General features: G+C 35.9%; 18 protein-coding genes. 7 read left to right on the top strand and 11 right to left on the bottom strand.

What is annotated here, in order from left to right; all coding sequences use genetic code 11:
- Positions 1–261: 261 nt before the first annotated feature.
- The 3 genes from FHR29_RS14795 to FHR29_RS14785 form a co-directional block, all read right to left on the bottom strand.
- Positions 262–1,275 carry an SMP-30/gluconolactonase/LRE family protein gene (locus tag FHR29_RS14795; RefSeq protein WP_021189787.1) on the bottom strand — a complete coding sequence of 338 codons (1,014 nt, stop codon included), beginning with the start codon at positions 1,273–1,275 and terminating at the stop codon, positions 262–264.
- A 398-nt stretch (positions 1,276–1,673) separates the two neighbouring features.
- On the bottom strand, positions 1,674–2,189 hold the full coding sequence (locus FHR29_RS14790; protein WP_021189788.1) for a hypothetical protein: 516 nt from the start codon (positions 2,187–2,189) through the stop codon (positions 1,674–1,676).
- 199 nt (positions 2,190–2,388) lie between these two features.
- Positions 2,389–4,938 carry a prolyl oligopeptidase family serine peptidase gene (locus FHR29_RS14785; protein ID WP_183915546.1) on the bottom strand — a complete coding sequence of 850 codons (2,550 nt, stop codon included), beginning with the start codon at positions 4,936–4,938 and terminating at the stop codon, positions 2,389–2,391.
- Positions 4,939–5,240: 302 nt separating this feature from the next.
- Here FHR29_RS14785 and FHR29_RS14780 point away from each other — a divergent pair, with 302 nt between their 5' ends.
- Positions 5,241–6,692, top strand: coding sequence for an NAD(P)/FAD-dependent oxidoreductase (locus tag FHR29_RS14780; RefSeq protein WP_311732297.1), 1,452 nt, complete (start codon positions 5,241–5,243; stop codon positions 6,690–6,692).
- 110 nt (positions 6,693–6,802) lie between these two features.
- On the opposite strand, the gene FHR29_RS14775 is transcribed toward FHR29_RS14780, so the two are convergent.
- The 4 genes from FHR29_RS14775 to FHR29_RS14760 are packed head-to-tail and all read right to left on the bottom strand — an operon-like array spanning position 6,803 to position 10,861.
- The gene (locus FHR29_RS14775; protein ID WP_168128055.1) at positions 6,803–8,095 is read right to left on the bottom strand and encodes a TolC family protein; all 1,293 of its coding nucleotides are present in this window, start codon (positions 8,093–8,095) and stop codon (positions 6,803–6,805) included.
- Between the two features lies 1 nt (position 8,096).
- Entirely contained in the window at positions 8,097–9,230 is a 1,134-nt protein-coding gene (locus FHR29_RS14770; RefSeq protein ID WP_021189792.1) for an FtsX-like permease family protein, read from the bottom strand.
- Between the two features lies 1 nt (position 9,231).
- Complete coding sequence (locus FHR29_RS14765) at positions 9,232–10,179, bottom strand: efflux RND transporter periplasmic adaptor subunit (RefSeq protein WP_168128056.1); 948 nt, start codon at positions 10,177–10,179, stop codon at positions 9,232–9,234.
- Positions 10,160–10,861: an ABC transporter ATP-binding protein gene (locus FHR29_RS14760; RefSeq protein WP_132771965.1), complete on the bottom strand. Its 702-nt coding sequence runs from the start codon at positions 10,859–10,861 to the stop codon at positions 10,160–10,162. Before FHR29_RS14760 ends, FHR29_RS14765 begins: the two co-directional genes overlap by 20 nt.
- A gap of 575 nt (positions 10,862–11,436) precedes the next feature.
- Between FHR29_RS14760 and FHR29_RS14755 the strand changes: the two genes are divergently transcribed.
- Positions 11,437–14,451 carry a glycoside hydrolase domain-containing protein gene (locus FHR29_RS14755; RefSeq protein WP_206368649.1) on the top strand — a complete coding sequence of 1,005 codons (3,015 nt, stop codon included), beginning with the start codon at positions 11,437–11,439 and terminating at the stop codon, positions 14,449–14,451.
- Between the two features lie 310 nt (positions 14,452–14,761).
- The gene (locus FHR29_RS14750) at positions 14,762–17,029 is read left to right on the top strand and encodes a S9 family peptidase (RefSeq protein ID WP_206368651.1); all 2,268 of its coding nucleotides are present in this window, start codon (positions 14,762–14,764) and stop codon (positions 17,027–17,029) included.
- Positions 17,030–17,087: 58 nt separating this feature from the next.
- Here the strand turns inward: FHR29_RS14750 and FHR29_RS14745 are convergent, their stop codons facing one another.
- The 4 genes from FHR29_RS14745 to FHR29_RS14730 form a co-directional block, all read right to left on the bottom strand.
- Positions 17,088–17,954, bottom strand: coding sequence for an AraC family transcriptional regulator (locus FHR29_RS14745; protein WP_132771964.1), 867 nt, complete (start codon positions 17,952–17,954; stop codon positions 17,088–17,090).
- Between the two features lie 11 nt (positions 17,955–17,965).
- Entirely contained in the window at positions 17,966–19,168 is a 1,203-nt protein-coding gene (locus FHR29_RS14740) for a DUF418 domain-containing protein (RefSeq protein WP_168128057.1), read from the bottom strand.
- 124 nt (positions 19,169–19,292) lie between these two features.
- A complete protein-coding gene (locus FHR29_RS14735) occupies positions 19,293–20,045 on the bottom strand; it encodes a LytTR family DNA-binding domain-containing protein (RefSeq protein WP_132771962.1) in 753 nt (250 codons plus the stop codon).
- Between the two features lie 6 nt (positions 20,046–20,051).
- Positions 20,052–21,056: a sensor histidine kinase gene (locus FHR29_RS14730; protein WP_132771961.1), complete on the bottom strand. Its 1,005-nt coding sequence runs from the start codon at positions 21,054–21,056 to the stop codon at positions 20,052–20,054.
- A gap of 405 nt (positions 21,057–21,461) precedes the next feature.
- Here FHR29_RS14730 and FHR29_RS14725 point away from each other — a divergent pair, with 405 nt between their 5' ends.
- From FHR29_RS14725 to FHR29_RS14710, 4 genes are all read left to right on the top strand, one after another.
- Positions 21,462–22,445: an aldo/keto reductase gene (locus FHR29_RS14725; protein ID WP_183915544.1), complete on the top strand. Its 984-nt coding sequence runs from the start codon at positions 21,462–21,464 to the stop codon at positions 22,443–22,445.
- An 82-nt stretch (positions 22,446–22,527) separates the two neighbouring features.
- Complete coding sequence (locus FHR29_RS14720) at positions 22,528–23,178, top strand: flavodoxin (protein ID WP_183915542.1); 651 nt, start codon at positions 22,528–22,530, stop codon at positions 23,176–23,178.
- A gap of 154 nt (positions 23,179–23,332) precedes the next feature.
- Positions 23,333–24,088 (top strand): AraC family transcriptional regulator, encoded by a 756-nt coding sequence (locus tag FHR29_RS14715; protein ID WP_183915540.1) that lies wholly within the window; start codon positions 23,333–23,335, stop codon positions 24,086–24,088.
- Between the two features lie 29 nt (positions 24,089–24,117).
- Positions 24,118–25,275, top strand: coding sequence for an NAD(P)/FAD-dependent oxidoreductase (locus tag FHR29_RS14710; protein WP_183915538.1), 1,158 nt, complete (start codon positions 24,118–24,120; stop codon positions 25,273–25,275).
- The last annotated feature ends 20 nt before the right edge of the window (positions 25,276–25,295 follow it).

Below are 25,295 nucleotides of genomic sequence, written 5' to 3'. Positions count from 1 at the left end.
TTAATTAACCCTGCAATAGGAAAATTAAAATAACTTTACATAATTAGGATGTGATTCTATTTTTATGGAATTTGCGGTGTAGCATTTTTATTATAAGCAGGTAAAAATTTAATTTTTACGAGCGATTCTGCTATAACAACATTTTTTTGTATTCTTTTGGTTGTCAGCTGAAACAAAAACATCATTGCTAAAGGGGGGATAGCAAGTGCTGGAAATCAAGATTTATGTGATACGTAAATCGAATGTTCTGAAATTTGGATATTATAATTTCAGAAGGGGAACGCGTAAGAGTTTATCAGAGGCAGTTATATATAGATATCCATCTCCACCGAAATTACAGTTTGCCGTTGCAATTCCGAGTTTAATTCTACCTATTACATCTCCTTTATCGTTCAGTATGATAATTCCGCTTCCAGCAGCGGCAAAAACATATCCGTCAGGATGTACTTTAATACCATCGGCAGCCATTGGTTCTGATGGAAACTTTAATTTGAAATCAACAAAAACCTCTGGTTTTCCCACTTCCAATTTATTATTTAAAGAATATTCCATAATAAATGGGTGCTTGTGATCACTAATGGAGACATACAGTTTATCTTGTTTTGTTGAAAGTGCTATACCATTAGGTCTTGTTAAATTAGAGATTATTTGGATCGCGTTTCCAAAGGAATCTAGTCGATATACACCATTACTAATGATCTCTCTATTTATAGTATCCACTTCCCGGTTAGGGAGTCCGTAAGGAGGGTCAGTGAAAAAGTAATCTCCATGATCATGTTGACAGATATCATTAGGGGAATTAAATCTGAGCTGTTTCCAGTGTGTACTTAATGGTGTAAATTTTCGTTTATTGAGATCGATCTGAACAATTTGTCTATTCCCATGATCACATGCAACGAGATATCCTTCTTTGTTGATCACGAGCCCATTAGTACCTGGTTCTTCACTGTAGATCTCAGTTCCTTGGTATCCTGCAGGTTGTATAAATTTCTCTACTCCATTTTTTGAGGACCACTTATATATGGTGTTCAGCCTTGTGTCGCTAAACAAGAGATAGTTACCTTTTTGAACCCATACCGGTCCCTCTGTCCACTGGAAACCTTCTGCTAGTAACTCAATTTTTATAAGAGGGTCAATTATTTTTTTAAAATCGGGGTGAAATACCTCTATTTTAGCTTGATCATAGAATTTTGAAGGAGTTTGTCCGAATACAGGTGATGAAAATATTATAGTCAATATAGCTACTGTCAATTTTATGTTTCTATGAATAGTCATTATTAAAATTTTGATTGTGGTTTAAATTGAGTATGGTTTTGAATAGATCAGCATTTCTATAAAGTTTTATCCTTTTATAAAACACAAAAATTTAAAAACTATTGGTACTCAGTTATTAATAAAGATAGTAATATTTATCGTTTACTAAAAATAATCAATTCTTCTTATCCAGAAACTTAACTATATGTATGTTTAAGGTTATTTCATGGTTGTATATATTAACCTTTGTTTAGGTTAGATGGCAGAGGAGAAGATCAAAATAGCAGTAGCTCCCGTTTATTATTTCAGATTGGAAGATGAATTTTTATCGGTTAGGGTAACTGAAGTTTTATGATAAAAAAACTCCTGCAAACTTTATGTTGTGCAGGAGTTCCTTTTTTTGTTAGCTATAATTTCGTTTATTTTAAAACGAATTTGAATCCCAATGAAAAACTTGATGGATCAAAGTTAACATCATGAGAAATATTCCACCAAGGTTTCCAATCAAAATGCATCGCCAATGGAGCGGAAGGAATTCTAAATTCTAAACCGAGCGCTGGTCTTATTGCAAAATCTACATGCGTATCATCACCATCTTTCCAATGATACTTTTTGTACCCTTTATCATAATCGATAAACGATACTTGCGGACCAACACCAATATACCAGGAAAGACCACGAGCTCCTGGAATTCTTTTGTTATAGGAATAGTCAACGCCTAGCACTGTGATATTATCCCCAAATAATACCTGTGCATTTACAGCGTCATTTCCGCCAAAGTTATGTTTTATTTGTGGACCAAATAAAGTTTCGCCATCACCTAAATCTATCCCTAAACCAATGGCCGTACGATAAGGTGTTTGTGCATTTGCCTTCTGATGAGCGGCAAATAATAAAGTAAAAAGAGTAAGAAAAGGTAGAATTACTTTTTTCATGATAATTATAAAAAATATTAGTTTAAGTTTTCAAAAGGAAAACTTTCGCTGTTATAACAAATAGTTTGCCAATCCCCTCTAATTTAAATGTTGAAAAAGTCATCATTTTGCTAATGAGGTAGTTATTTTGTTGTTTAATATTTTTTAAAGCTAGATCACTTTACAATTTAATTTTCTGATTCTATTTGCCTTATTTTTTTTATTTTGCTTCTATCTTCCATTCATTCGAGTAAAATCCTGCATCTATTATATTCTCTGGACCATTTTTTAACATATCTAAATTGAAGAACATATAATCTGGAAAACCACTAGCTCCTGCAAAATATTGATTTGCTCCTGTGGCCTGCATTCCTTTAAGTCCAGTTCCTGTAATCACGCCAACACCTCTGGTTTCGGTTCCTGGTTTTTTCCAGTAAAAGTAACCGCCTAAATTATTGCCTTTATAAGTTTGTTTATCTATTTTAATTTGATCAGACGTTACCGTAATTGGGCAGTCACTAAGCAGTTTGTTCCAAGCACTATTTGTTTTTGCATTACCAATTAATATAATATTGCGATCAATGTATTTTTCTGCATCAAAGTCGCGGTCAGCTATCATATCAAATGTTCCATTACCTCTGTAATACCATGCTTCAGCATCATGGAGTACTTTTTCTAAAGCCCATTTATTTTCGTCTTTAGTTCCGGTTGTACCATAAACATACACCATACTGTGGTTAAAGGCCTCTTTAAAAGAACCGTTCCGATGAGGGCCTTTTTGATCTAGCTTTGGTCTTTCAACAACTAACCAACCTTGGGTTTCTCTTTTGAGGTACACTACAGATTGTTCAATTGTATTCCACTGATAGGTAATTGTATTGGAGCTGTCGATATCAATCGTGATGGGTTCATTTTTCTGAAAACCTTCCAAATTTAATTTCAATATCTGTACATTATCTGTTTTACCGATTAGGGTTCTTTTCTCCAGATTTCTAGTAAGTACAATTTGTGAATAATCAAGTGGCTTAATCTGTTGATAGATCGTACTCCAGTAGTATGTCGCTGAGATACCAGGATTTGATGTTTTGAAATCAATATGATCGACTTCGTTTGTTGTTTTTCTTTGATGTATTTTAAAGTAATCAAATAAAGGTTTCCAGTCGACACTTTCATTACTGTACCAATGTGATCCACCTGGATATTCGTAATAGCTAAAATCCGGATGAAAAGTTCCGAGTAATTTACGCATTTGACGTGCATATTCAACAGATACTGTTCGATCAGCATCACCATGGAGCACATATATTCCTAAAGGTTTGTAGTTGCTTGCATATGCAATTACATCACTTTGATTTCCTGACTTTAATAATATGTCTTCATACATATTTCGGCCTTTTTCTGGTATCAGCCCATCAGCAGATCCGTAGCCTTTTAAAGTTGGATATCCTGCACAAGGTGCTATTGCTGCCCACTTTTCTGGATAAGTAGCGCCTAGGAACCAGGTGCCGTGTCCGCCCATGGAATGACCAGTTAAGTAAATTTTTTGGCTGTCTGGCTTTAACGTTTGTTGGGCAAGGTCGAGTACTTCTAAAGCGTCCATTCTGCCCCAATCCTCCCAGTTGAACCCGCGGGGGCGACGATTGGTCGGTGCGACAAGTGTTCCCCAATCCTTTGCTTGATAAGCCTGTGCTTGCCCTAAGGCTTCTACACCGGCACCATGTACTGAAAAGAAAAGTGCATCTCCTGCTTTTTCTCCTCCTAAGGCTGGATTTACGGCATAATATTGTAAACTATTATCTATTTTGCTGATGAATGTGATTCGATAGGGAGTATTTCCCGATACACTTCTCAGTGGTATTTTTTTCGTCTCGATCAACTTTTCTTTATCCCAGATAGCGATATCAGTTTGTACTTCACCTAAACTATTTATTGCAGATGCATCAATAGGAACGATAATTTTCCGTGTACTATTGGCCATAAGAACAGGTGCTGTTGAAATTACTTTTCTCCCTCCAGTATTGCTCTGAATTTTTATATTATGAATATTTTTATTACTTGTATTAATCAGAACTAGGCCGATAAGGAGATTCTGATTTTGTTTACCCTGTACGATATCTGGAAGTGTCAGGTCTTCGGTTGCTATCTGTATTTTGTTTTTTGGAAAACTGAGTGTCGCAGCTATAAATGAACCTCTTACATAAAATTCGTTTAAGCCTTTCTTCAACTGGACGGGAATATATAGCCAGCCCATACGATAGGGGTCGCCAGTATGCATTTCACCATTAATAAGAACTGCGCTATTCCCTCTGATATTGAGTAGAGCGGCCTGTTCTTTATTTGAATGGTAAGTAAGATAAAGATAGCTCGGGCGCGGCCCTCTATATGTTGATGCGGCAGATGTTGTGTTCTGACTTTGCTGTGCAATACGACCTGGTCCTGGTGGATTATTGGGTTGCTGTAGGTTGGTCGCTGTATTTTGTTGACGTCTAAAGAAGCCACTAGTATCGGCTTTTACAATAGTCCATAAAGCTTTATCATCTTTGCCATCTAAAGTTGTTCCTGCCACAGGGGTGGATAATTTATGCTGGTAAAAATACCAGAGTAGTTCGTCTGTATATATGGCTTCCCTTCCATAGGTAAAGGATGCTTCTATGCTAAGCCCTTCTGTAAAGCGATGTATGTTTTGTGCCGAAGAAGGTATGATTATTAAACTTAAAAACAAGATTATGAAAATCGATTTTATATTTAAGAGTGATTGCTGGTATTGCATGTTGAAAAAGGTTTAGTAAATCTAATATACATATCTTTATTGAGCTCCTCTTCATTCTTGATGTGAATTCAATGTTTTTGCGTCTGAGTGGATCAATGTCGTCTTATAAATAAATATTATTCGGGTTATTTTTTGCAATGGCGAAACCTATTATTTGTCGTAAATTTGTATCATTACTTTGTTGCAATCTATTGATAAAGTAATGTTTTATACTATTTAGTAGTATCATAGACGTAGGTCACTTAGCTTTTACTGTACTCGTAAATTGCTAATTTATCTGAATATGTTAAAGTAAAGTTGAAGTGAAGGAAGTAGAAAATAAAGGAACTTATTGGGTGATGTGCCGGGAATGCTTGGGACGCGGAAAAAAAAGACGTAAGCTTAGTAAGAAAGTACGGTTAAATTACCAGCTTGCATGCGATCAATTTGAAACAATGAAAGGTGAGGGCAATGTACCTGTTCGCCCTAAAGGTCATCAATATACTTGTTTGCACTGTAATGGTTCGGGCTTGATTCTGTCTAACGAACCAGTTATACCTGACGAAGAGCATTATCCACATGTTGCTATTATTGGTGCGGGTATTGGTGGTATTGCGCTAGCGGTGGCGTGTATGCACCGTGGTATTCCTTTTACGCTTTATGAACGCGATCGTGACTTTAGCACTAGGTCTCAGGGTTATGGACTTACTTTGCAACAGGCTAGCAAAGCTATTTCTTCATTAGGTATTTTAACTTTGGACGAAGGTGTGGTTTCCACAAAGCATGTGGTTCATACAACTGCAGGTGAAGTGATAGGTGAGTGGGGGATGAGGAAATGGTTGTCTTCGGATGTTGAGATGGTTGCGAAACGTTCGAATGTACATATAGCCCGTCAATCACTACGGCAGGCACTTTTACAGCAGCTTGGTGGAAATGATAGAATTAAGTGGGCACATCAATTGGTGAATTTTAAGCAAGACGAGAACGGGAGGGCTGTCTTAGATTTCCAAGTGAACGGTGAAATCATAACTTCGAAAGCCGATTTAGTAGTTGGTGCAGATGGTATTCGAAGTTCTGTCCGCAAGTTATTGCTTGGTGATGATGTGAATCCTTTACGTTATCTTGATTGTATGGTGATATTGGGTATTTGTTCTTTGAGTGCGCTCAATAATATCACAAGCACTTTATTGGACGGTGCGACGGTTTTTCAAACAGCTAATGGAAATGATCGTATTTATATCATGCCCTATACTTCAGATTCTGTTATGTGGCAACTTAGTTTTCCTGTCTCTGAAAATGAAGCAAAAGCTTTAAGTTTACAGGGACCGCAGGCCCTTAAAGAGGAGGCATGCCGCAAGGCGCCATGGCACGATCCTATTCCTCAGATTCTAGCTGCTACCGAGGTTGATCTTATTTCAGGTTATCCTGTGTATGATCGAGCGTTACTTGAAGCGGGGCTTATGGATAATGGGAAGCAGGTAACATTAATCGGAGATGCGGCCCATCCTATGAGTCCCTTTAAAGGACAAGGGGCAAATCAAGCCTTACTGGACGCATTGGCATTAGCGCGGGGTATTTCAAAAGGATGTGGATCATCTCATTGGAAAAAAACTGGAATAAGGGAATCCGTGTTGATGGAGTATGAGTCAGAAATGATAACACGGAGTGCTGTCAAAGTGAAGGATTCTGCAGATGCTGCGAAATTTCTGCATTCAGAAATGGTACTTTTTGAAAGTGATGCGCCTAGAGGGAGCTGTGTAAAGAAAATTGAATAGGATTTAATTTAGTTTTCTTTAATATGAGTTTTCTGTGATTTAATGAACGTTTTCCTATCTCAACATTAGTAAAAAACAATTCTCAAGGTTATAATCAATATGCTTTTCAATCAATTTGATTGATTAACTCCTATTTTATCTAAGAGTAATTTGATCAGATCAAATTCTGCTTGCCATACATTCTGTTTGGCTTTATGATAGGAGAGAATTGATTGATTGTAATCTGATAACATGGAGCGTCCCTCTCGATATCGTGATTCTTGTTCTTTTTTTTCTTGTGCTGCCAATTGTTCAATATTATGAAAGCGGAAGAGTTTTTGTTGTGCAGTCTTAATTTTAACAATTTGCTGTTGCGCATTGATCTGGTCGATTTGCTGTTCCTGATGTAATTGTAATTCCAATACACCTGAATTTAATATTTCTTTTTTCAAGGTTGGCTGTGCGGTAAAATAAGCGGATAAGGGTATGCGAAGCACTAGATTGATGTAACTATTTCCATACCACGAATGGCCTCTATCCAAGCGGAATTCATTACTAAAATACTGTTTCCCTAGGTAGGCGTTTGTTGATAGGGTCGGCAACAGCTGTTTTTTGACACCTTGCATCTGTAATTTGTTGATCTGTTGATCTAATTCTAATGACTTAATGGTATAATTTTCCTGTTGCAAATTTTTGACGAAAGAACAGATTTCCTCGATATTTGAATTTAAGGATTGTGTTTGAGCGAGATCGGTATACTTTCTTAACTCTAAGTCAGCATCTTCTAGAACCGACCAAGCATCGTATAGTCCGATCAGATGCTGTTCATATTCTTGTTGCGCATTTAAATACTGACTAGATGGGAGACGTCCAGCTTCATAACGAGCTTTGCTAATTTTCAAAATTTCATTATAAGAAGCAGAATCCTGTAATGCGAGCTCATACTGTTGTGTTGCAAGTACAACAGAAGCATAAGCTAGTGTAGCATTTTTTTTCCACTCTTGTATATGTTGCTCTTTGTTGATATCTTCTTTTTGTATTTCAAATGATTTTTGTTTCTCATCGAGCTTTCGTTTTGGATCAAATAAATTCCATTCCATCTGTATTCCCGCTTTGGAAGACCATTTTGTGGCAAATTTTAAAGGAAGTATAGCACCTTCCAATGCATTCGGATCAAATGCAATTGCCGGGACTGGCGTGGTCGGGATAATAAGATTCCGTTGCAGGTTAGCATCTATGTAAAATACCGGAATACGAGTATTTCTTAATTCTTTTAATTCCTGTATTTTAATTCCTCTTTTTAAAAGATCTTGTTGGTATATGAGGTTTTTATCAACCTCTTTCCATAGTTGTGCAATGCTCAATTTTTGTGCTTGAACGAAGATTGGAAAAATTGTTAGTATAGTAAATAGGATCTTCTTCATGTTAAAAAACAGATGCCGGTTCTAATTTGGTTATTTTTCTAACTGCAAATAATGAACCGCCAATTGAAATAAGCAATGTAATGAATAGTAGAAACAAGGCAAAAAGTGGGGAAATATCAATTACTAATCCAGCACCGGCAACACCGAATTTAAATCCTGCCAATAAAAACATGGCAATAAGATAGCCAATGACAGCATATAAAAATGCTTGAGCAATAATAAGTTTATTTACATAGCTTTTTTTTGCTCCGATCGCTTTTAGCGTCCCATAATCTTTAATTCTATCTAAAGCAGATGAATATAAGGTAAGTCCGATAATGAAAAAGCCACTAATCATAGCGAAAAGGACAAGAGTTCCAAAGCTCATTCCCATATTGGAGGTAATCAAGATTTCTTTGATTGTAGACTGTTGCAATTTCTTGGCATCCCAAGCACGGAGCTGTGGAAATAATTGCTGAATATCGTTGCGTACCTTTTCCTTATCTGTTCCGGGCTTTAATCTTGCAATAATGATGTTGACTTTAAAAGGAGATACATTTCCCAGAAATATGGCATTTTCCATAGAGGTATACATTAAACTTGCTCCGAAAGCTTGCGCTTGCTTTGTTATTACACTAATTTTGGCACTTTGACCATTGATTTCTATGGCTTTATCGACAAATAAATTTGTATTCCATGTTTTTGAACTGAAAAACTCGGCCGACACTGTACTTGGAGTTGTTAATGAAGATAAATTTCCTTCCTTTATCCTTTCGGTCTTAGGGCCCATAACAAAGTCTGGAGCATCGGCACCAATTAGCGTTACTGAAGCCGTTTTTCCATCTAAAAAAGTTGCTCGTGCTGGTGCTAATATTACAGGGTAGGTATGCTCAATATCGTTTAAGCTCCCTATTTGCTGAACCAGTCGCTTATCGATACTATTTACAGCATTTATATTGTTACTCTGTGCTTCAATAATCCATAGATCATTTTCTTGAACAGGAGCATTGCCCACTAGATTTCCCATTAGCCCCATCAGAAAAAAAAGGAGCCCGAGCTGTTGTCCGATTAGAAAGATACTGATGACAATTGCCGTAATGATTCCTACACTTTTTGCGCGATCATATTTGATGAATTTAAAAGCTAATGCTAACATGCTATTTCATCTTTATTGTACAGTCTACCTTGGCATTGATAGGTAGTTGATTATTGTTATTTACCTGTATTTTTATTTTTCGAACACGGCGGTCTTCTCCTTCATTTGCGGTTTCATATAGAATCGATTTGTTCGATAAGATGGGGCTTATGTAGAAGATCTGTCCCGTAGTAGGATTATCTTTTCTGCCTACCGGCAGGATAGTTACCGATTGACCAATTTTAACATCCTGAGCAAATAATTCATCGACTTCGGCTTCAATAATTGGGTTTGAAACATTTACTATTTTTCCAAGCTCATTTGCATTGCCGACACTTTGACCAACTTTGGCAGTTAGATCCATAATAATTCCTGATTTACGTGCCTTTATGTTGAAATCATTCTCCTGATTCTGTATTTTTTGAATCTGTAAATATTGTTCATGTTCTTTTATCTGCTGCGCTCTGCGCTTTTCTTGAAGACCTTTTAACGTTAATTCTTGTTGTCGCCAACTGGTAAGATCCGTTTCCATTACCTCTTTTGACTCTGCATTTTGGGCAAACAGACGTTTAGAAGTTTCATATTTAGCTTGCAATTCTTTTAGATTTAAGTTTGCTTTTTCAATATCCTCAACTGTAGTTCTGTTTTCGGTGACTGCCGCATTTAACTTTGTTTGCTCTTGCTCGATATCTAATGTAATATTGCCTTTATCAAGTAGGACAAGAAGCTCTCCTGCCTGAACTGTATCTCCCTCTTTAATCAGTACCTGTTTAATAATTGCAGCGGTTGTGCTAGCAATAATGGCCCAATCTTCTGAAGGAATTATCTTACCAATCGCTTTTATTTCGGTTATATCTTGTAAGATTTGTTTATTAGTATGTGATGTTTTCGGCTTCTTATCCGAAGTGCAGGCCATTGTCATCATTACAATAGCTATAGTTATCGCGATTCTATTTGTAATCTTGTTCATTATTAATCACATCTGAAACTTTTCCTTCTTCTACATATATTACTTTATCTGCATATTTGCGCAGACGTAAATCATGGGTAACAATAATGACTGCCTTGTTTTTGGAAGCTAGTGTTTTTAGTTCTTGCATAATGCTTGTGGCACTTTTAGCATCAAGCGATGCGGTTGGTTCGTCACATAGGATCATTGCAGGATTAGTCACCAAAGCACGCGCAATTGCTACGCGTTGTTTCTGTCCCCCACTTAATCTTTTCGGAAGTGTCTTCATTTTAGTTGATAATCCTACTTCATCCAAAGCTCTGCTTGCACGGACGATAGCTTCCTTTTTTGTAATGCCTTGCAAAATGAGTGGTTGGATTACATTTTCTAAAGCATTTAATGGTTCTATAAGATTAAACTGTTGAAATACAAAACCGATTTCATGTAACCGTAATTGTGCTAAATCGGATTCCTTTAAGTTGTTAACATGTGTTTCTTTATAAAAAACATCACCAGCGGTAGGATAGATCACAAAGCCTAAAATTGATAATAGTGTTGTCTTTCCACTACCCGAAGGCCCCATTATTAAAGTCAATTTATTTGTCTCAAAACTAACATTGGTAGTATCTAATGCAGTTATAACAGAATCGCCTGTCTTGTAAATTTTTTTAACGTTTTTTAGTGTGACGATTCCTTGTTGCATGTCGAATTTTTATTAAAACAAGTGTTAAGAGGCAATGTTTGCACCGACTTACACGAATATCGATAAAATTTTATAGAAAGTGATAGATAAACGATCATTTAACTGGGATACCCGAACTTAAAATTTTGGAAGTAATGAACTTTGATATTTTTTATGTGATCATAAGGATAGACTTTCTAAGCTTGTGTTTCTTAAAAAGGATTGTTATAATTTTTTAAGATTATAATGATGTGTGTATCAAGACGTTTTTCTTGTAATATTGATAAATAATAACCAAATTAGTTTCATAATACAACCAACAAAAATCATATAGGAAGTAGTTCAAGATCAAAAGAAAATATTGCTTGAGAGAAGATATATGAGTATAAACCTGATAATCTAAAATGATATTATGCAGTACCGAAATCGTATAGAGACAACCAGCCCATAACATGAGTTTTCCGTTATTGGTATTGTGTTACGAATTTTCATTGCGAATATTTAAAGATGTTGTTAAATAGATTCTTGGTTGTGTAGGCTTATGTATCTTAAAAAACTGGAATAAATACCATTTTGTTAATTAAATTTATATTTAAATGAATACAGTAAAAAGATATGCTTTAGTTGGAATTGTCACAGTGACGTTATTTTCCTTTTCTGCTTATGGCCAATTAGCGTATCCGCCAGAGGTACAGAAATGGGATGCTGATGCATTGGGAAATCATCGGGCGATAGTGAGGGTAAATAGTCAAGAAAAAGAGGTACAGGTCGTTTTGCCTTGGCGTAACCGTTGGATGGAACCTAAGCAGCAACTTATCATGGTAGATAGTGCAAGTAACAAAAAGTTAGTTCCCAATACTTATTTGTGGATCAATGCTGAATCGGGGGCTTTTCGCTTTAATCCTTTAGCAAATCATGGAACGTACTACATTTATTATTTACCCTATAAAATGGGGGGACGCAGTGCTAATTACCCTGATGCCATCTACCTCAAGAATCCTATTGCAGCACCTTCGGATGCAAAACCTGAAATTCAAAATTCGAAAGGTGTTTCATTTGATCGTTTCGAATCGGTGGATCACTATAATAGTAATGATCCTATGGAAATTCTTGCAACTCAGAAAGAGATCGAAGCATTTGTTTCCCATAATGCTAAGAAATCCTATTATGTATTTCCGGAGTTAAGGGAATTTCCTGTAAAAATGGAAAAACAATTACCCCAGCGCTGGATAGGCATTGACAGACCTCGTGATCGTATTTATGGACACGCAAAACGAGGTGAATATTATGCTTTTCAAGTTGCTCTTTGGTCTTCTAAGCATGATTTAAGGGATGTAAAGATTTCATTTTCAGACTTTAAATCTAAGGATGGATCGTTGATCACTGCAGAGAACTTGAACTGTCTAAATACGCAAGGTATTGATTATACTGGACAACCGATGAAATTAAAAGTTTCTGTTCCGATAAATAATATCCAGTCGCTTTGGTGTGGTCTTCAAGTTCCTGAAACTATAGGTGCTGGAGTGTATGAAGGAACAGTAAAAGTAAAACCAGCCAATGCTGAGGAACAAGTGATAAACGTTATTGTAGAAGTTACAGCCGATCTGATTCAGGATCATGGTGCGGATGAACCTTGGAATATGACACGCCTTCCGTGGTTGAACTCTACTTTAGCACAAAAGAATACACTTATCGCGCCATATACAGCACTGCAGATGAAAGCTGATTCTACTTTACAAATATTGGGGAGAGCGGTTAAATTGAGTGCATCGGGATTACCCGGACAGATCAGCACGTTTTTTACACCGGAATTAACGGAAATTTCAGATAAACCAAATAATCTTCTAGATGGACCTATGCAGTTTAATCTTTATGGAGCCATTGATGGAAGAGCTATAAAAATGAATAATAGTGGAATTAAGTTTGTCGAAAGAAATGAAGGCCAATATTGTTGGACAGCAATGAATAGTTCTCCACAACTTAACATGGAAGTAAATGGACGTCTGGAATTTGATGGTTACTTACATTACGAAGTTAAGCTAACTGCTCAGGAGGATGTTTCATTAAAAGATATCCAGATGCATATTCCGATGCAGTCCCAATATGCAACCTATTTTATGGGTTTGGGAGAAAAAGGAGGGAAAAGGCCTAATAAACTGACTTGGAAATGGGATGTGGCCAATAAAAATCAGGATGGTGGCTGGATAGGAGCTGTTCATGCCGGAATACAGTTTTCACTTCGTGACGAACATTATTCAAGACCGCTCAATACTAATTTTTACCTGCAAAAACCATTGGTATTACCAAAATCTTGGGGTAACGACAATAAAGGTGGAATCAATATTATAGAAGAAGGAAACTCAGTTGTAGTAAATAATTATAGTGGTGAACGAATATTGAAAAAAGGAGATATTCTCTACTATAATTTTAATTTACTGATTACCCCTTTTCATCCGTTGAATACCGAAGCCCAATGGAACGAACGTTATTATCATGCTTATAAACCTGTGGATTCGGTTGTACAGAGTGGATCTAATGTGATTAATATACATCATGCTAATGAAATAAATCCCTACATCAATTATCCTTTTATTGCTACTAAGGAAATGAAGCATTATGTAGATGAAGCCCATCAAGCAGGATTGAAAGTGAAAATATATAATACGGTTAGGGAAGTTTCCAACAGAGTCTATGAACTGTATCCGTTAAGAAGCTTAGGGCATGAGGTATTCTCCTCTGGTAAAGGACAGGGATATTCATGGCTACAGGAACATTTGGGAAGTGATTATATTGCTGCTTGGTATGTGCCTCAATTTAAGGATGCTGCAATCATCAACAGTGGAATGAATAGATGGCATAACTACTATGTTGAAGGTATGAACTGGTTGGTCGATCGTATTGGTATTGATGGTATTTATCTCGATGACGTTGCATTTGATCGGATCACGATGAAACGCATAAAAAGGGTACTAACTAAAAATGGTAAAGCTGGATTAATTGATCTACACTCCGCTAATCAGTTTAATAAGAGTGATGGTTTTAATAACAGTGCAAATCTTTATTTGGAACATTTTCCTTATCTCAATAGACTGTGGTTTGGTGAATATTTTGATTATGAAAACAATCAACCGGACTTTTTTTTAACAGAGGTGAGCGGTATTCCATTTGGATTGATGGGGGAAATGTTACAGGACGGTGGAAATCCTTGGCGAGGCATGATCTATGGTATGACTAACCGTATGCCTTATCAAAAATTAACACCTGCCGGACTGTGGAAAGCATGGGATGATTTTGGTATCAAAGGAAGTAAAATGATCGGTTACTGGTCTCCAAATATCCCTATAAAAACGAATAAAGAGAATGTTTTGACTACTGTTTTTCAAAAAAGAAATAAAACTATGCTGGCAATCGCGAGCTGGGCTCCGGAAAATACCGCAGTTAAATTGGAGATTGATTGGAGTAAATTGGGCGTAAATCCACAGAAAGCAAACATATATGCTCCAGCAATACCTCTTTTTCAAGTTGAGGGAAGATATAAAGCTGATGACCTAATTATGATCGAAAAAGGCAAGGGTATGATCCTCATTATTGAGGAATCTACTGAAAGGTAGTCGTTTTCAATTGCAACAGGTAAAAAAATCAAATTAAATCTGGAAATATATATGAGAAACTTTTACAGCAGATAGCCGCAGAAAAGTTAGGAGAGAACATAACAATTTTAAGCAATGTTGTGTCAGAAAGAGCATGTAAGATGGAACAGCAGATTCGAGAAGGACGATTGGAGAGGTACTGGCCAGAGCTCATACGTGCTGTGTATTTTTCATTAGATGATAGGATGTTTTAGTATTATTGATTCTGCCATAAAAAAAGTGTAACAAAATTGATAAAGATGCGACTAATACAAAAATAACTTTATTAATTATGAAGCAGATTCTTTATGCAATTGTATTTGTAATTTTGGGTATGTCAAATACGCAAGCACAGATCAAAGGCGATTGGACCGGTACATTGGATTACCAAGGTACTGCAATTGCCATTATTTTTCACTTAACCGAGACCGACGGTAAAGTTCAGGGTACTATGGATGTTCCACTTCAGGGGGCTGTTGGAATTCCCCTGTCTGTTGTCACTTTCGAAAACAAGCAACTTGTTTTGAGTATTGAGCAAGCAGGAATTAAGTATAGTGGTAAATTGGAAAATGGAAAAATCACAGGTACATATACACAAGGTGACGCCAAGCTACCTTTAATTTTGGAAAATAAAGTAATCACTAAGCCTGGCGATACTACATTGGTATCTACCAAAGAACAGTTAGCAACACTTATTGCATTGGACAAAGGTAATTTTAAATATCAGGTTGAAGATTATTTTGCGAAACCAAAGCTATCCGGTTTTCAGTTATCTCCAAATGGTAAATATATCTCATATCGCGAGAAGGATGATAAGAATAAACGCCATGTAATGGTAAAAGAAGTCGCTACTGGTAAAGTTATTCGGGCTATTGAAGAAAAAAATGAGCTGATCCGCGGTATGGGTTGGATTAATGATGATCGTTTAGTGTACGTCATGGATCAGGGTGGTAACGAGAATTACCATCTTTATGCAATAAATATTGATGGAACTAATAATATTGACTTGACACCTTTTGAAAATATTCAAGCATCGATTTTGAATATGTTGAAGGAACAAAAGGATTTTATTATTATCCAGATGAATAAAGATAATAAACAGGTATTCGAACCTTATAAAGTTAATATTCAAACTGGGGTAATGGAAAAACTATTTACGAATGAAGATCCTGCAAATGCAATAGTTGGTTATGAATTTGATAAGGATGGTAACCTTCGTGGATATGCAAAGATGCAGAATGGTATAAATAGTCAATTTTTTTATAAGCCTCAAGGTGCCACAAATTTTGAACTTTTCCATACGACTAAGTGGGATGAAACATTTAGTGTTGTATCGTTTAACTATGCTTCTAAGAATTCCGATGAAGCTTATGTCTTAACTAATTTGGATTCCGACAAATCTCGAATTGTTTTGTACGATCTTAAAAATAAAAAGATATTAAGAGAAATCTACGCCAATGAAGAATATGATGCGAATCTAATTTCTCTTTCAAGAAAGCGCAATTGGGAAATTGACTTTGTGGGATATGAAGGAGAAAAGGTAATTATAAAACCGGTCAGCGAGACTTTTAAGAAAATTTATAAAAATCTGGAAAGCCAATTTAAAGGTTATGAGTTCTCGATTGCTGGTAAAACAGACAATGAAGATCAATTGTTAGTTGTTGTTCAAAGCGACAAACTTTATGGGCGTTATTATCATTATGATACCAAAAGTGGTAAAGCGACTCTATTAGTGGATTTGATGCCACAATTGAAAGAAGAGGATATGGCAGTGATGCGTCCAATTACTTTTAAATCCCGTGATGGAATGACTATTCATGGATATATCACATTGCCTAAAGTAGCTCTTGATGGTAAAAAAGTTCCTTTGATCGTAAACCCACATGGTGGTCCTCAGGGAATACGCGATAGCTGGGGCTTTAATCCCGAAACACAATTGTTCGCAAGCCGAGGATATGCAACCCTTCAAGTGAATTTCCGTATATCTGGTGGATATGGAAAAGAATTCCTTCGTGCCGGTTTTAAGCAAATAGGTCGTAAAGCGATGGATGATGTTGAAGATGGTGTACAATATGCTATTGAGCAAGGTTGGGTTGATAAAAGTAATGTCGCGATCTATGGAGCTAGTCATGGTGGATACGCTGTACTAAGAGGTTTAGAAAAGACACCTGATCTGTATAAAGCGGGAGTTGATTATGTTGGTGTTTCTAATATTTTTACACTTATGAGTTCGATTCCTGAGTATTGGAAACCTTATAAAGAAATGTTATATGAAATATGGTATGATCTGGATAAAGAAGATGAAGCTGCAATCGCGAAAGAAGTATCACCAATTTTTCATATTGATGCAATCAAATCACCTTTATTTGTCGTACAAGGAGCAAATGACCCACGCGTTAAAATTGCTGAAGCTGATCAGATTGTAAAAGCTTTGCGGGATAAGGGTGTTGATGTACCCTATATGGTTAAATATGATGAAGGACATGGTTTTGGTAAAGAAGAAAATCAGATCGAGTTTTATAAAGCGATGATGGGATTCTTTAGTAAACATCTTCACTAATCAGGATCAAGATTATTTTATTAGAAAGCTGTCTTCTTTTATAAGGAAGACAGCTTTTTTATGTTAAAGCCGAGAGCCGATATTCGTTTGGACTAAGGCCTACATTCTTCTTGAAAAACCTTGAAAAATGTTGAGGATATTTAAATCCTAATTCATATGCAATTTCATTGATTGATTTACTTCGGTTGTAAATTTTATTTTTAGCTTCATCAATGATCTTATCCTTTATATATTCCTGTGCTGATTTGCCAGCTTCTTTTTTGATTAGGTCTCCAAAATAATTGGGCGATATGTTTAGTTTATCTGCAAAATACGCCACGGAAGGAATACCGTTTTCAATTAAATTATCACACTTGAAATAATGATTTAATAGCTGTTTAAAATTCTTTACCATCCCCTGATTAATATGATCTGGAACGCTGAATTGACGATCATAGAATCTTTCACAATAATTTAAAAACAACTCGACATTCGAGATTAATAGTTTTTTGCTGTGCTTGTCTATGGGTTGACTTAATTCATATTCGATTTTTGCGAAACAGTCAGATACAATCTTACATTCATTTGGAGTTAATAGCAATACTTGATGACTGTTATTTTGAAAAAAATGATAAACATTTAAATGTTCAGTAAGTGCTGTTCCTGCAATCAGATCCGGATGAAATACTAAGGCATGCCCTTTTCTAAAAACCTGATCGGCCGTATTTTCGATTCCGATCGTGTTGCCCGGAGCAATAAAAGAAAGCTTGCCTTCATGATTATCAAGTATAGATAGTGCAATACAATATAAATCCAAATGGACATTGCAATCTGGACGTAAGGTTGCTTTAGACCAGTCAACGATATTAACTAACGGATGGCGCACTTCAAAATGATTGAAAATGTTGAATGCATAAACGCTATTTAGATGAGTGATTTTTTTCATATTACTTACATTTATGATTTGATCAATTTTTGCCATTTAAGATAGGTTCCTGATCTCCATAACCATTCGATCGGACCGTAACGAAATTTCTGTAGCCACATATGACTTAACTGAATCTGGAGCATAGTATAGCCTAAACAGATCATAACGCTTAGAAATATACCAAGATCATATAGACCAAAGCCATATCCATAGAATATAAATACACCTAAGATCGACTGTACCATATAATTGGTCAGCCCCATTCGACCATAGCTTTCAAGTTTTGAAAGTTTCTTTTGCATCGTTTCTTTACTGTAAATAACTATGATGACAGCTAACCATAAATATGCTGCTAATAGGTTAATGAGATTATCTAAGGGAATTACTAGCCATTCAGCAATTGGATTACCATGTTGTGCCGGTAAGATCGGTTTTATAATATAAAGTAATATAACGGCACCTAAGGCCATCCAAGCTAAGCGATAAATCTGATTTTTGTATTTTTCAAGTTTTTCAAATAAACGTAAACGACCTGCCAATAATCCAAGAATAAAAAAGCCCATTGTCATATAGCCTCGTCCATATTCCCCAAATTGGAAGTTGAATTTAAAATGTAACTGTTCACTAAGGTTGTGCTGTATGTTTGTTAAAATCGATCCATTGAAAAATATTTCTTGCCAACGGCCTCTTCTTTCAGTCATCGTTTCAGTAATAGTTGATAGAATCTCTGGAGCAATTGATTTGTAAACAATGTTAGATAGCTGTGCACCGCCCAATAAAAAGAAAATCGAGATCGCAATCAACCATTTGTTGGATAATTTATACATAAAGATCAGCGGTACACCCAATAGCGCATAGATGATCAAGATATCATTTCGAAAAAGAGCGCTATGTATAAGACCGATGATAAATAGGATAATAAGACGCCAGAAAAATCGACCACGAAAATCAATACCTTTCTTAGCAGCATTATCCATTTGTATAAAGAAACTCAAGCCGAATAAAAAAGAAAAGATAATAAAGAATTTCCCCATGATGAAATACTGCAATATCCAGCTTAAGATCGAGTCCATTGTACCGATCCAGGGCAATGGTGGTGGGGCAGTACTAGTGAATGCACCGAAATGCTGTAAGGCATGTGTCATACAAATACCGATTAGAGTAATACCCCTAATAGCATCTATGACAGTTATTCTATTGTTTGTAATTGCTTGTTTTGCTACTGGTTCCATAAACTATCTTGTAATAGGTAGTCGCAAAAATGTGGAAATTTATTAATGCCTATATGTAGGGATGGAACAAAGCGAAATATTGATTACTGAATACGAAAAATCTGAGAAATAAACGACGATGGTTTTACATATTTACCATCCATTCTTTAAAATCTGAAGCTTTATTTTTACTGACATAAATGCGTTCAGGGGTTTCTGTATCAAGTGTAATAAGTAAGCGGTTATCAAACCAGATGGTGATGCTCTCGACTGAATTTCTTGCAATAATGAACTGTTTGTTAGCACGATAAAAGTTCTTAGGATTTAAAGTAATATAGAGTTGCTCGAGTGTTCTTGAATAAGGATATTTACTGCCATCTTTGAGATAGATATGGGTACTTTTATCTGTTGTGTAAAAAAAAGAAACAGTCTGTAGGTCAATTGGAATTAATCTGTCTTGAACAGGAATTAAGATTTTATCTTTATACTGTTTGGCAGGAGCTAATTGCGTAATCTTTGAGATATAGGCTACTAGATCTGATTGTGTAAAACGTTGAAATTTTTGCAACGCGCGGTCAAGATCATTTTTCTTTATTGGTTTTAGCAAATAATCAATACTGTTGACCTTGAAGGCTTCAATAGCATATTCATCATAAGCAGTAGTAAAGATTATAGGAATTTCGACCTCAACATGATTGAAGATAAGAAATGCCGCACCATCAGAAAGATGAATATCCATTAAAATGAGATCCGGCGGTGGATTTGTAGTTAACCAGTTAATGGTCTGGCTGACACTTTCTGTATTACCTAATACCTGAATAGTGGGATCAATTTCTTTTAATATCTCAACCAAGCTTTCATAAGCTGCAGTTTCGTCTTCAACAATTAATACCTGCATCAATAATTACTTTAAGGGTAAATAAACTGTAAATGTTTTGCCATTATCTTCAATATGTATCGGTTTTTCCAGTAATAATATAAATCTACTTTCTAGATTTTTAAGACCTGTTCCGTTACTGACGGGTGCGACCAATTTAGGGTAAATAGGATTTGAAACAACAAGTTCATTGCGGTCATTGAAGTAAATATCAATGATCATTTTATGATCGCTGTCAATGATATTATGTACAACAATGTTATCCAATAAAGGGAGGATAGATAACACTGGTAATTTATAGTCCAATACTTCATCACTTATATCAACGTTATAGGTCAATTTATTGGCAAAGCGAACTTCCATCATATATTTAAAAGCATCTACGAAAGCAAGCTCTTCTCTCAAAGTAACCAGACCTTTTTTGTCACTCTGCAGAATGTATCGGAATACATCAGATAATTTGTTAACATAAGTTAAAGTGACTTCATCATTCTTTTTTCGAATTAAAGAAGTTAGACCATTTAGGGAATTAAAAAAGAAATGTGGGTTGATCTGATTGGTAAGTGCATCATAGCGGCTCTGTAGATTTTTCATGGTTAGCTCCTCAATCTGCTGTTCTTTTTTTCTCTTATCGCGATAGAGCTGTATAATGTACCCCACGAGCGAACTCAGGATAGAAACAACAAAGAATTGAAAGAGTACAAGACTTCCAAAATGCCTTACTTTGGTAAATAGTAAAAATGAAATACCGCCATATACAACGTAGCCGCTAGCTGATATCAAAAGATTGTAAGCGATCCGTTTTTTTAAGGTTGAAGATCGAAGATAAGTAAGATTGCTTTTAATCAAAATAAAAACCAATGAGACAAAGAACAGGTAGCGAAATAAGAAAAAGATGATATGCTGCATTTTTCTTGTTTCTTCTAATCCTCTTAATTCAAAAGGTAACCAGGTGATATCCGGGTATATAATAAATGTTGCGGCAGCGATACTGATTAATAAGACCTGCCATGAACTGTATTTTGCTAACAATATTTTTTTGATTTTGTACAACAATAAATAGTACTATTTATAAAGATACAACCTTCTGTTTCGAAAATAAATACCTGACCCGACTAAAACGAAAAATAAAGGATGAAGACGAAAGTATATTTTGTAATACACCATTCCCTTAAGCATGTAAATAGAGTTATGCTGTTTATTTTTATAAATATCCATCAGTCCTTACATGATTTTTATAAACAAAATCATGTACAATGATGTCTGTTTAATAGAGAATGAATAAGCATCGGTAATAATGGTAAGTGAAACCGTAATCTGTATACACGACTATTCAATACCATAGCTGAACTTTGCATTGTAATACCTGTTTAAGATCTTAAAAGAAAAAGTAGCGATTGTAAAAAATACTTATTGTCAGTATAAAAATATTAAATCATGGAAAAAAGGAATTTAGGAAATAATAAACTTGAAGTATCAGCTTTGGGTTTGGGTTGCATGGGGTTAAGTTTTGGTTATGGACCTGCTACAGATAAGCAAGAGGCTATTAGCTTAATTCATAAAGCGTATGAAGCAGGGGTAACATTTTTTGATACCGCAGAATGTTATGGTCCCTTTATTAATGAAGAGCTACTAGGTGAAGCCTTGGTCCCTTTTCGCGACCAAGTAGTAATTGCAACCAAATTTGGGTTTCAGGAAGGTGATTCAAAAAAAGGATTGGATAGTAGTCCATCACGCATAAGAGCGGTAGCGGAAGCATCCATGAAAAGGCTTAAAACAGATTATATTGATTTATTTTATCAGCATAGAGTGGATCCGAATGTTCCGATTGAAGACGTTGCAGGAACTATTCGTGATCTGATAAATGAAGGAAAAATTAGACATTGGGGGCTTTCAGAAGCGAGTGCGGAGACGATTCGTAAATCACATGCAGAGCAACCAGTAACTGCATTACAAAGTGAGTATTCGTTATTCTATCGGGATCCTGAAAAGGAAATTATACCTACTCTTGAAGAATTGGGTATAGGTTTTGTTCCTTTCAGCCCATTAGGAAAAGGATTTTTAACAGGTGCTATCAATGAATTAACACAGTTTGATCCCACAGATTTCAGAAATATAGTGCCTCGGTTTTCACAAGAGAATAGAAAAGCTAATGAAGGCTTGGTTGATTTGTTGAAAGTAATCGCTATTGATAAGGAGGCTACTCCGGCACAAATAGCATTAGCTTGGTTATTGGGACAAAAGTCATGGATAGTACCTATTCCAGGGACAACAAAAATCCATCGATTACAGGAGAATATCAGCGCATCTTATATCAGATTATCGGCTGCAGATATGGAACTGATTGAACAAGCTACTTCAAAAATTACGATCCAAGGAGCGCGGTATCCAGAAGCTTTGCAAAATCGAGTAGGGAAATAAGTAATAAGGGTAGTTTTTTCCGTAATCCGTATACTAAAATAAAAACTGACGGTTTGATATTTGTCTAATAAATTGATTAATAATGAAAGCATTAACAAAATACGGATTACTATTAAGTGTAGCTTTATTATTGCTATTATCCTATTCTCAGGCTCAAGAACCGATAAAAGAGCAGTCTAGCTCTGCTCCAATAACAGACAAACCGCTTCATGATAAAAAGATATTAATCGTGTACTTATCGCGTACAAACAATACAAAGGCAGTTGCTCAGATCATCCACAAAGAAATAGGAGGTGATCTGGTGCCGATCGAATTAATGACAGCTTATCCACTGGATTATCAAAGTGTAGTAGATCAGGTTGCTCGTGAAAATCAAGGAGGCTATTTGCCTCCTTTAAAAACGCAAATTGAGAATATAAAACAATATGATGTAATTTTTGTCGGGTTTCCTACTTGGGCAATGCAACTTCCTCCTCCAATCAAAAGCTTTTTGTCCCAAAATGATTTAAGTGGGAAAACGATTGTTCCTTTTAACACGAATGGCGGGTATGGTATTGGTAGCAGTTTTGAAACGTTAAGGCAATTATGTGCTAATAGTACCGTTTTAACAGGCTATTCTACTACAGGCGGAAAGGAAAAAGAAGGACTTTTTTTGGTGATGAAAGGTGCAAAAGAAGAGCAGGTTAAAGCGGATATAAAGAAATGGCTAGCAACGATTAAGATAGATAATTAAAGATTAGGGGAGCTGGTCTAAGTATATGCTATTTATAATTATTAAATAGGAGAAGTATTTATCTGTAAGAATATAATCTGTAAATTAGTTTTGATATTTCAATAAATTATGAATTTTCAGCTGTCAGATCACAGTTAAATATGGTTGTAAGGTGATGGATAAGAGCATAGACTATGGCGTTTTTTTACCGAATAAATCCCTTTGTAATTATGTAGAAAGCTTTTGGTTTTTGCATAATCAATCTGATCAGGAAAAAGAAACAGTTGGTTTACCAGATGGACGAATTGATCTGATATTTTCTAAATCACCGGAAAATCCTTTTCAAATCATATTATTGGGACTTGGTACACAACATAAACCGGCGACTATTCCCGCACGTATAAAGATGTTTGTGGTAAGTTTTAAATTACTTGCTGTCGACTATATTTTGAAACAACCTATTTCCGATCTAGTGGATTCAGGCAAAGTGCTTACAAGTGATTTTTGGGATTTTTCTGAAGATGATCTGCAAGATTTTAATTGTTTTATGAATAAAGCAACACTGACAATGGAGTCCTTAATTCCCCATCAAATCGATAAACGGAAACAACACTTATTTGATTTAATTTATGCCTCGAAGGGATCCGTGACTGTAAAAGAATTAGCAGAAAAAGTGATATGGAGCAGCCGTCAGATCAATAGGTATTTCAATCAGCAATTTGGCCTATCCCTGAAGGTATACTGCAATGTCTTACGCTTTCGAGCATCTCTGGATCATGTTGCACAGGGGAAATTGTTTCCTGAAGAGAATTTTTTTGATCAGACCCATTTTATAAAAGATATAAAAAAATTTTCTGGCGTAGTACCGAAAGAATTATTGAAGAATAAAAACGACCGATTTATACTATTATCTTCTCTTAACTCTGAATAATTTTACCACATCGTGTTAAAAGAAAAAGAATGTTAGTAGAAAATAAGAAAATTGCTATCGTCGGAGGTGGCGTTGGCGGGTTAACTTTAGCTCGTCTTTTACAGATGCAAAATGTGGAAGTAAATGTTTACGAAAGGGATATTAATCGTGAAGTGCGCGTGCAAGGATCTACGTTGGATCTTCATGAAGGTACTGGATTAGAAGCGATGAAGCGTGCAGGTCTTCTTCAAGAGTTTTATAAACATCACCGACCCACTGCAAGTAAATTGTTGCTTGTCGATCAGGATCTTAACATTCACATGGATGATCATGATCGTGAAATTGGAAAAGGAGAAGACCGACCTGAAATAGACCGGGGACCATTGCGTGATATTCTGTTAAATTCATTAAAACCCGATACTGTCATTTGGGACAGCCAATTTGTGTCCATGGAATCACATCAAGATGGATGGTATTTAAATTTTAAAAATGGCACAACTACATATGCAGATTTGGTAATTGCTGCCGATGGAGCTAATTCAAAAATTCGTCCGCTCATTAGTACTATTAAGCCTATATATTCTGGTATCACCTTGATTGAAGGTAATATCTATGATGCCGCTATTCATGCTCCAAAACTTGTTGAATTTGCGAAAGATGGAAAGGTGATGGCTTTTGGGCAGGGGCAATTTGTGGGATACGGATCTAAAGGTGATGGTTCGATTATGTTTGTTGCGAGCTTTAAATGTCCAGAACATTGGTTCAAAGAAAATGGAATAGATTTGAAAGACAAGCAGCAAGCGGATCAATGGTTCAGACAGGTGTTTGTGGAATGGAGTACAGCATGGTCTGAATTTTTTAGAAATGAGCATGTTCAGTTAATTTTACGTCCACAATACTACTTTCCGCTTGATCAATCTTGGGAAGCAAATCATAACCTGACTATGATTGGAGATGCGGCTCATCGGATGCCGCCCTTTGCTGGTGAAGGTGCCAATGTTGCGATGCAAGATGCATTTGAATTGGCATCATGTCTTACCAGAGATAAATTTACTGATTTAAAGAGTGCTATAGCATTTTTTGAAGCAGATATGATCAAGAGAGGTGCAGAGGCTACAGCAGATACTTTAAAGAATAGTGAAATTATGCATGCCAATAATGCATTAGAGCAAATGCTTACATTTTTTAATCTTACACATGAAGATTAGTAATATTGTATTTAAATGAG

Source organism: Sphingobacterium sp. JUb56 (assembly GCF_014191365.1).
Taxonomy (GTDB): Bacteria; Bacteroidota; Bacteroidia; order Sphingobacteriales; family Sphingobacteriaceae; genus Sphingobacterium; species Sphingobacterium anhuiense.
Note: the sequence above shows the minus strand (reverse complement) of the source record. Positions and strands in the feature narration are given on the sequence as shown.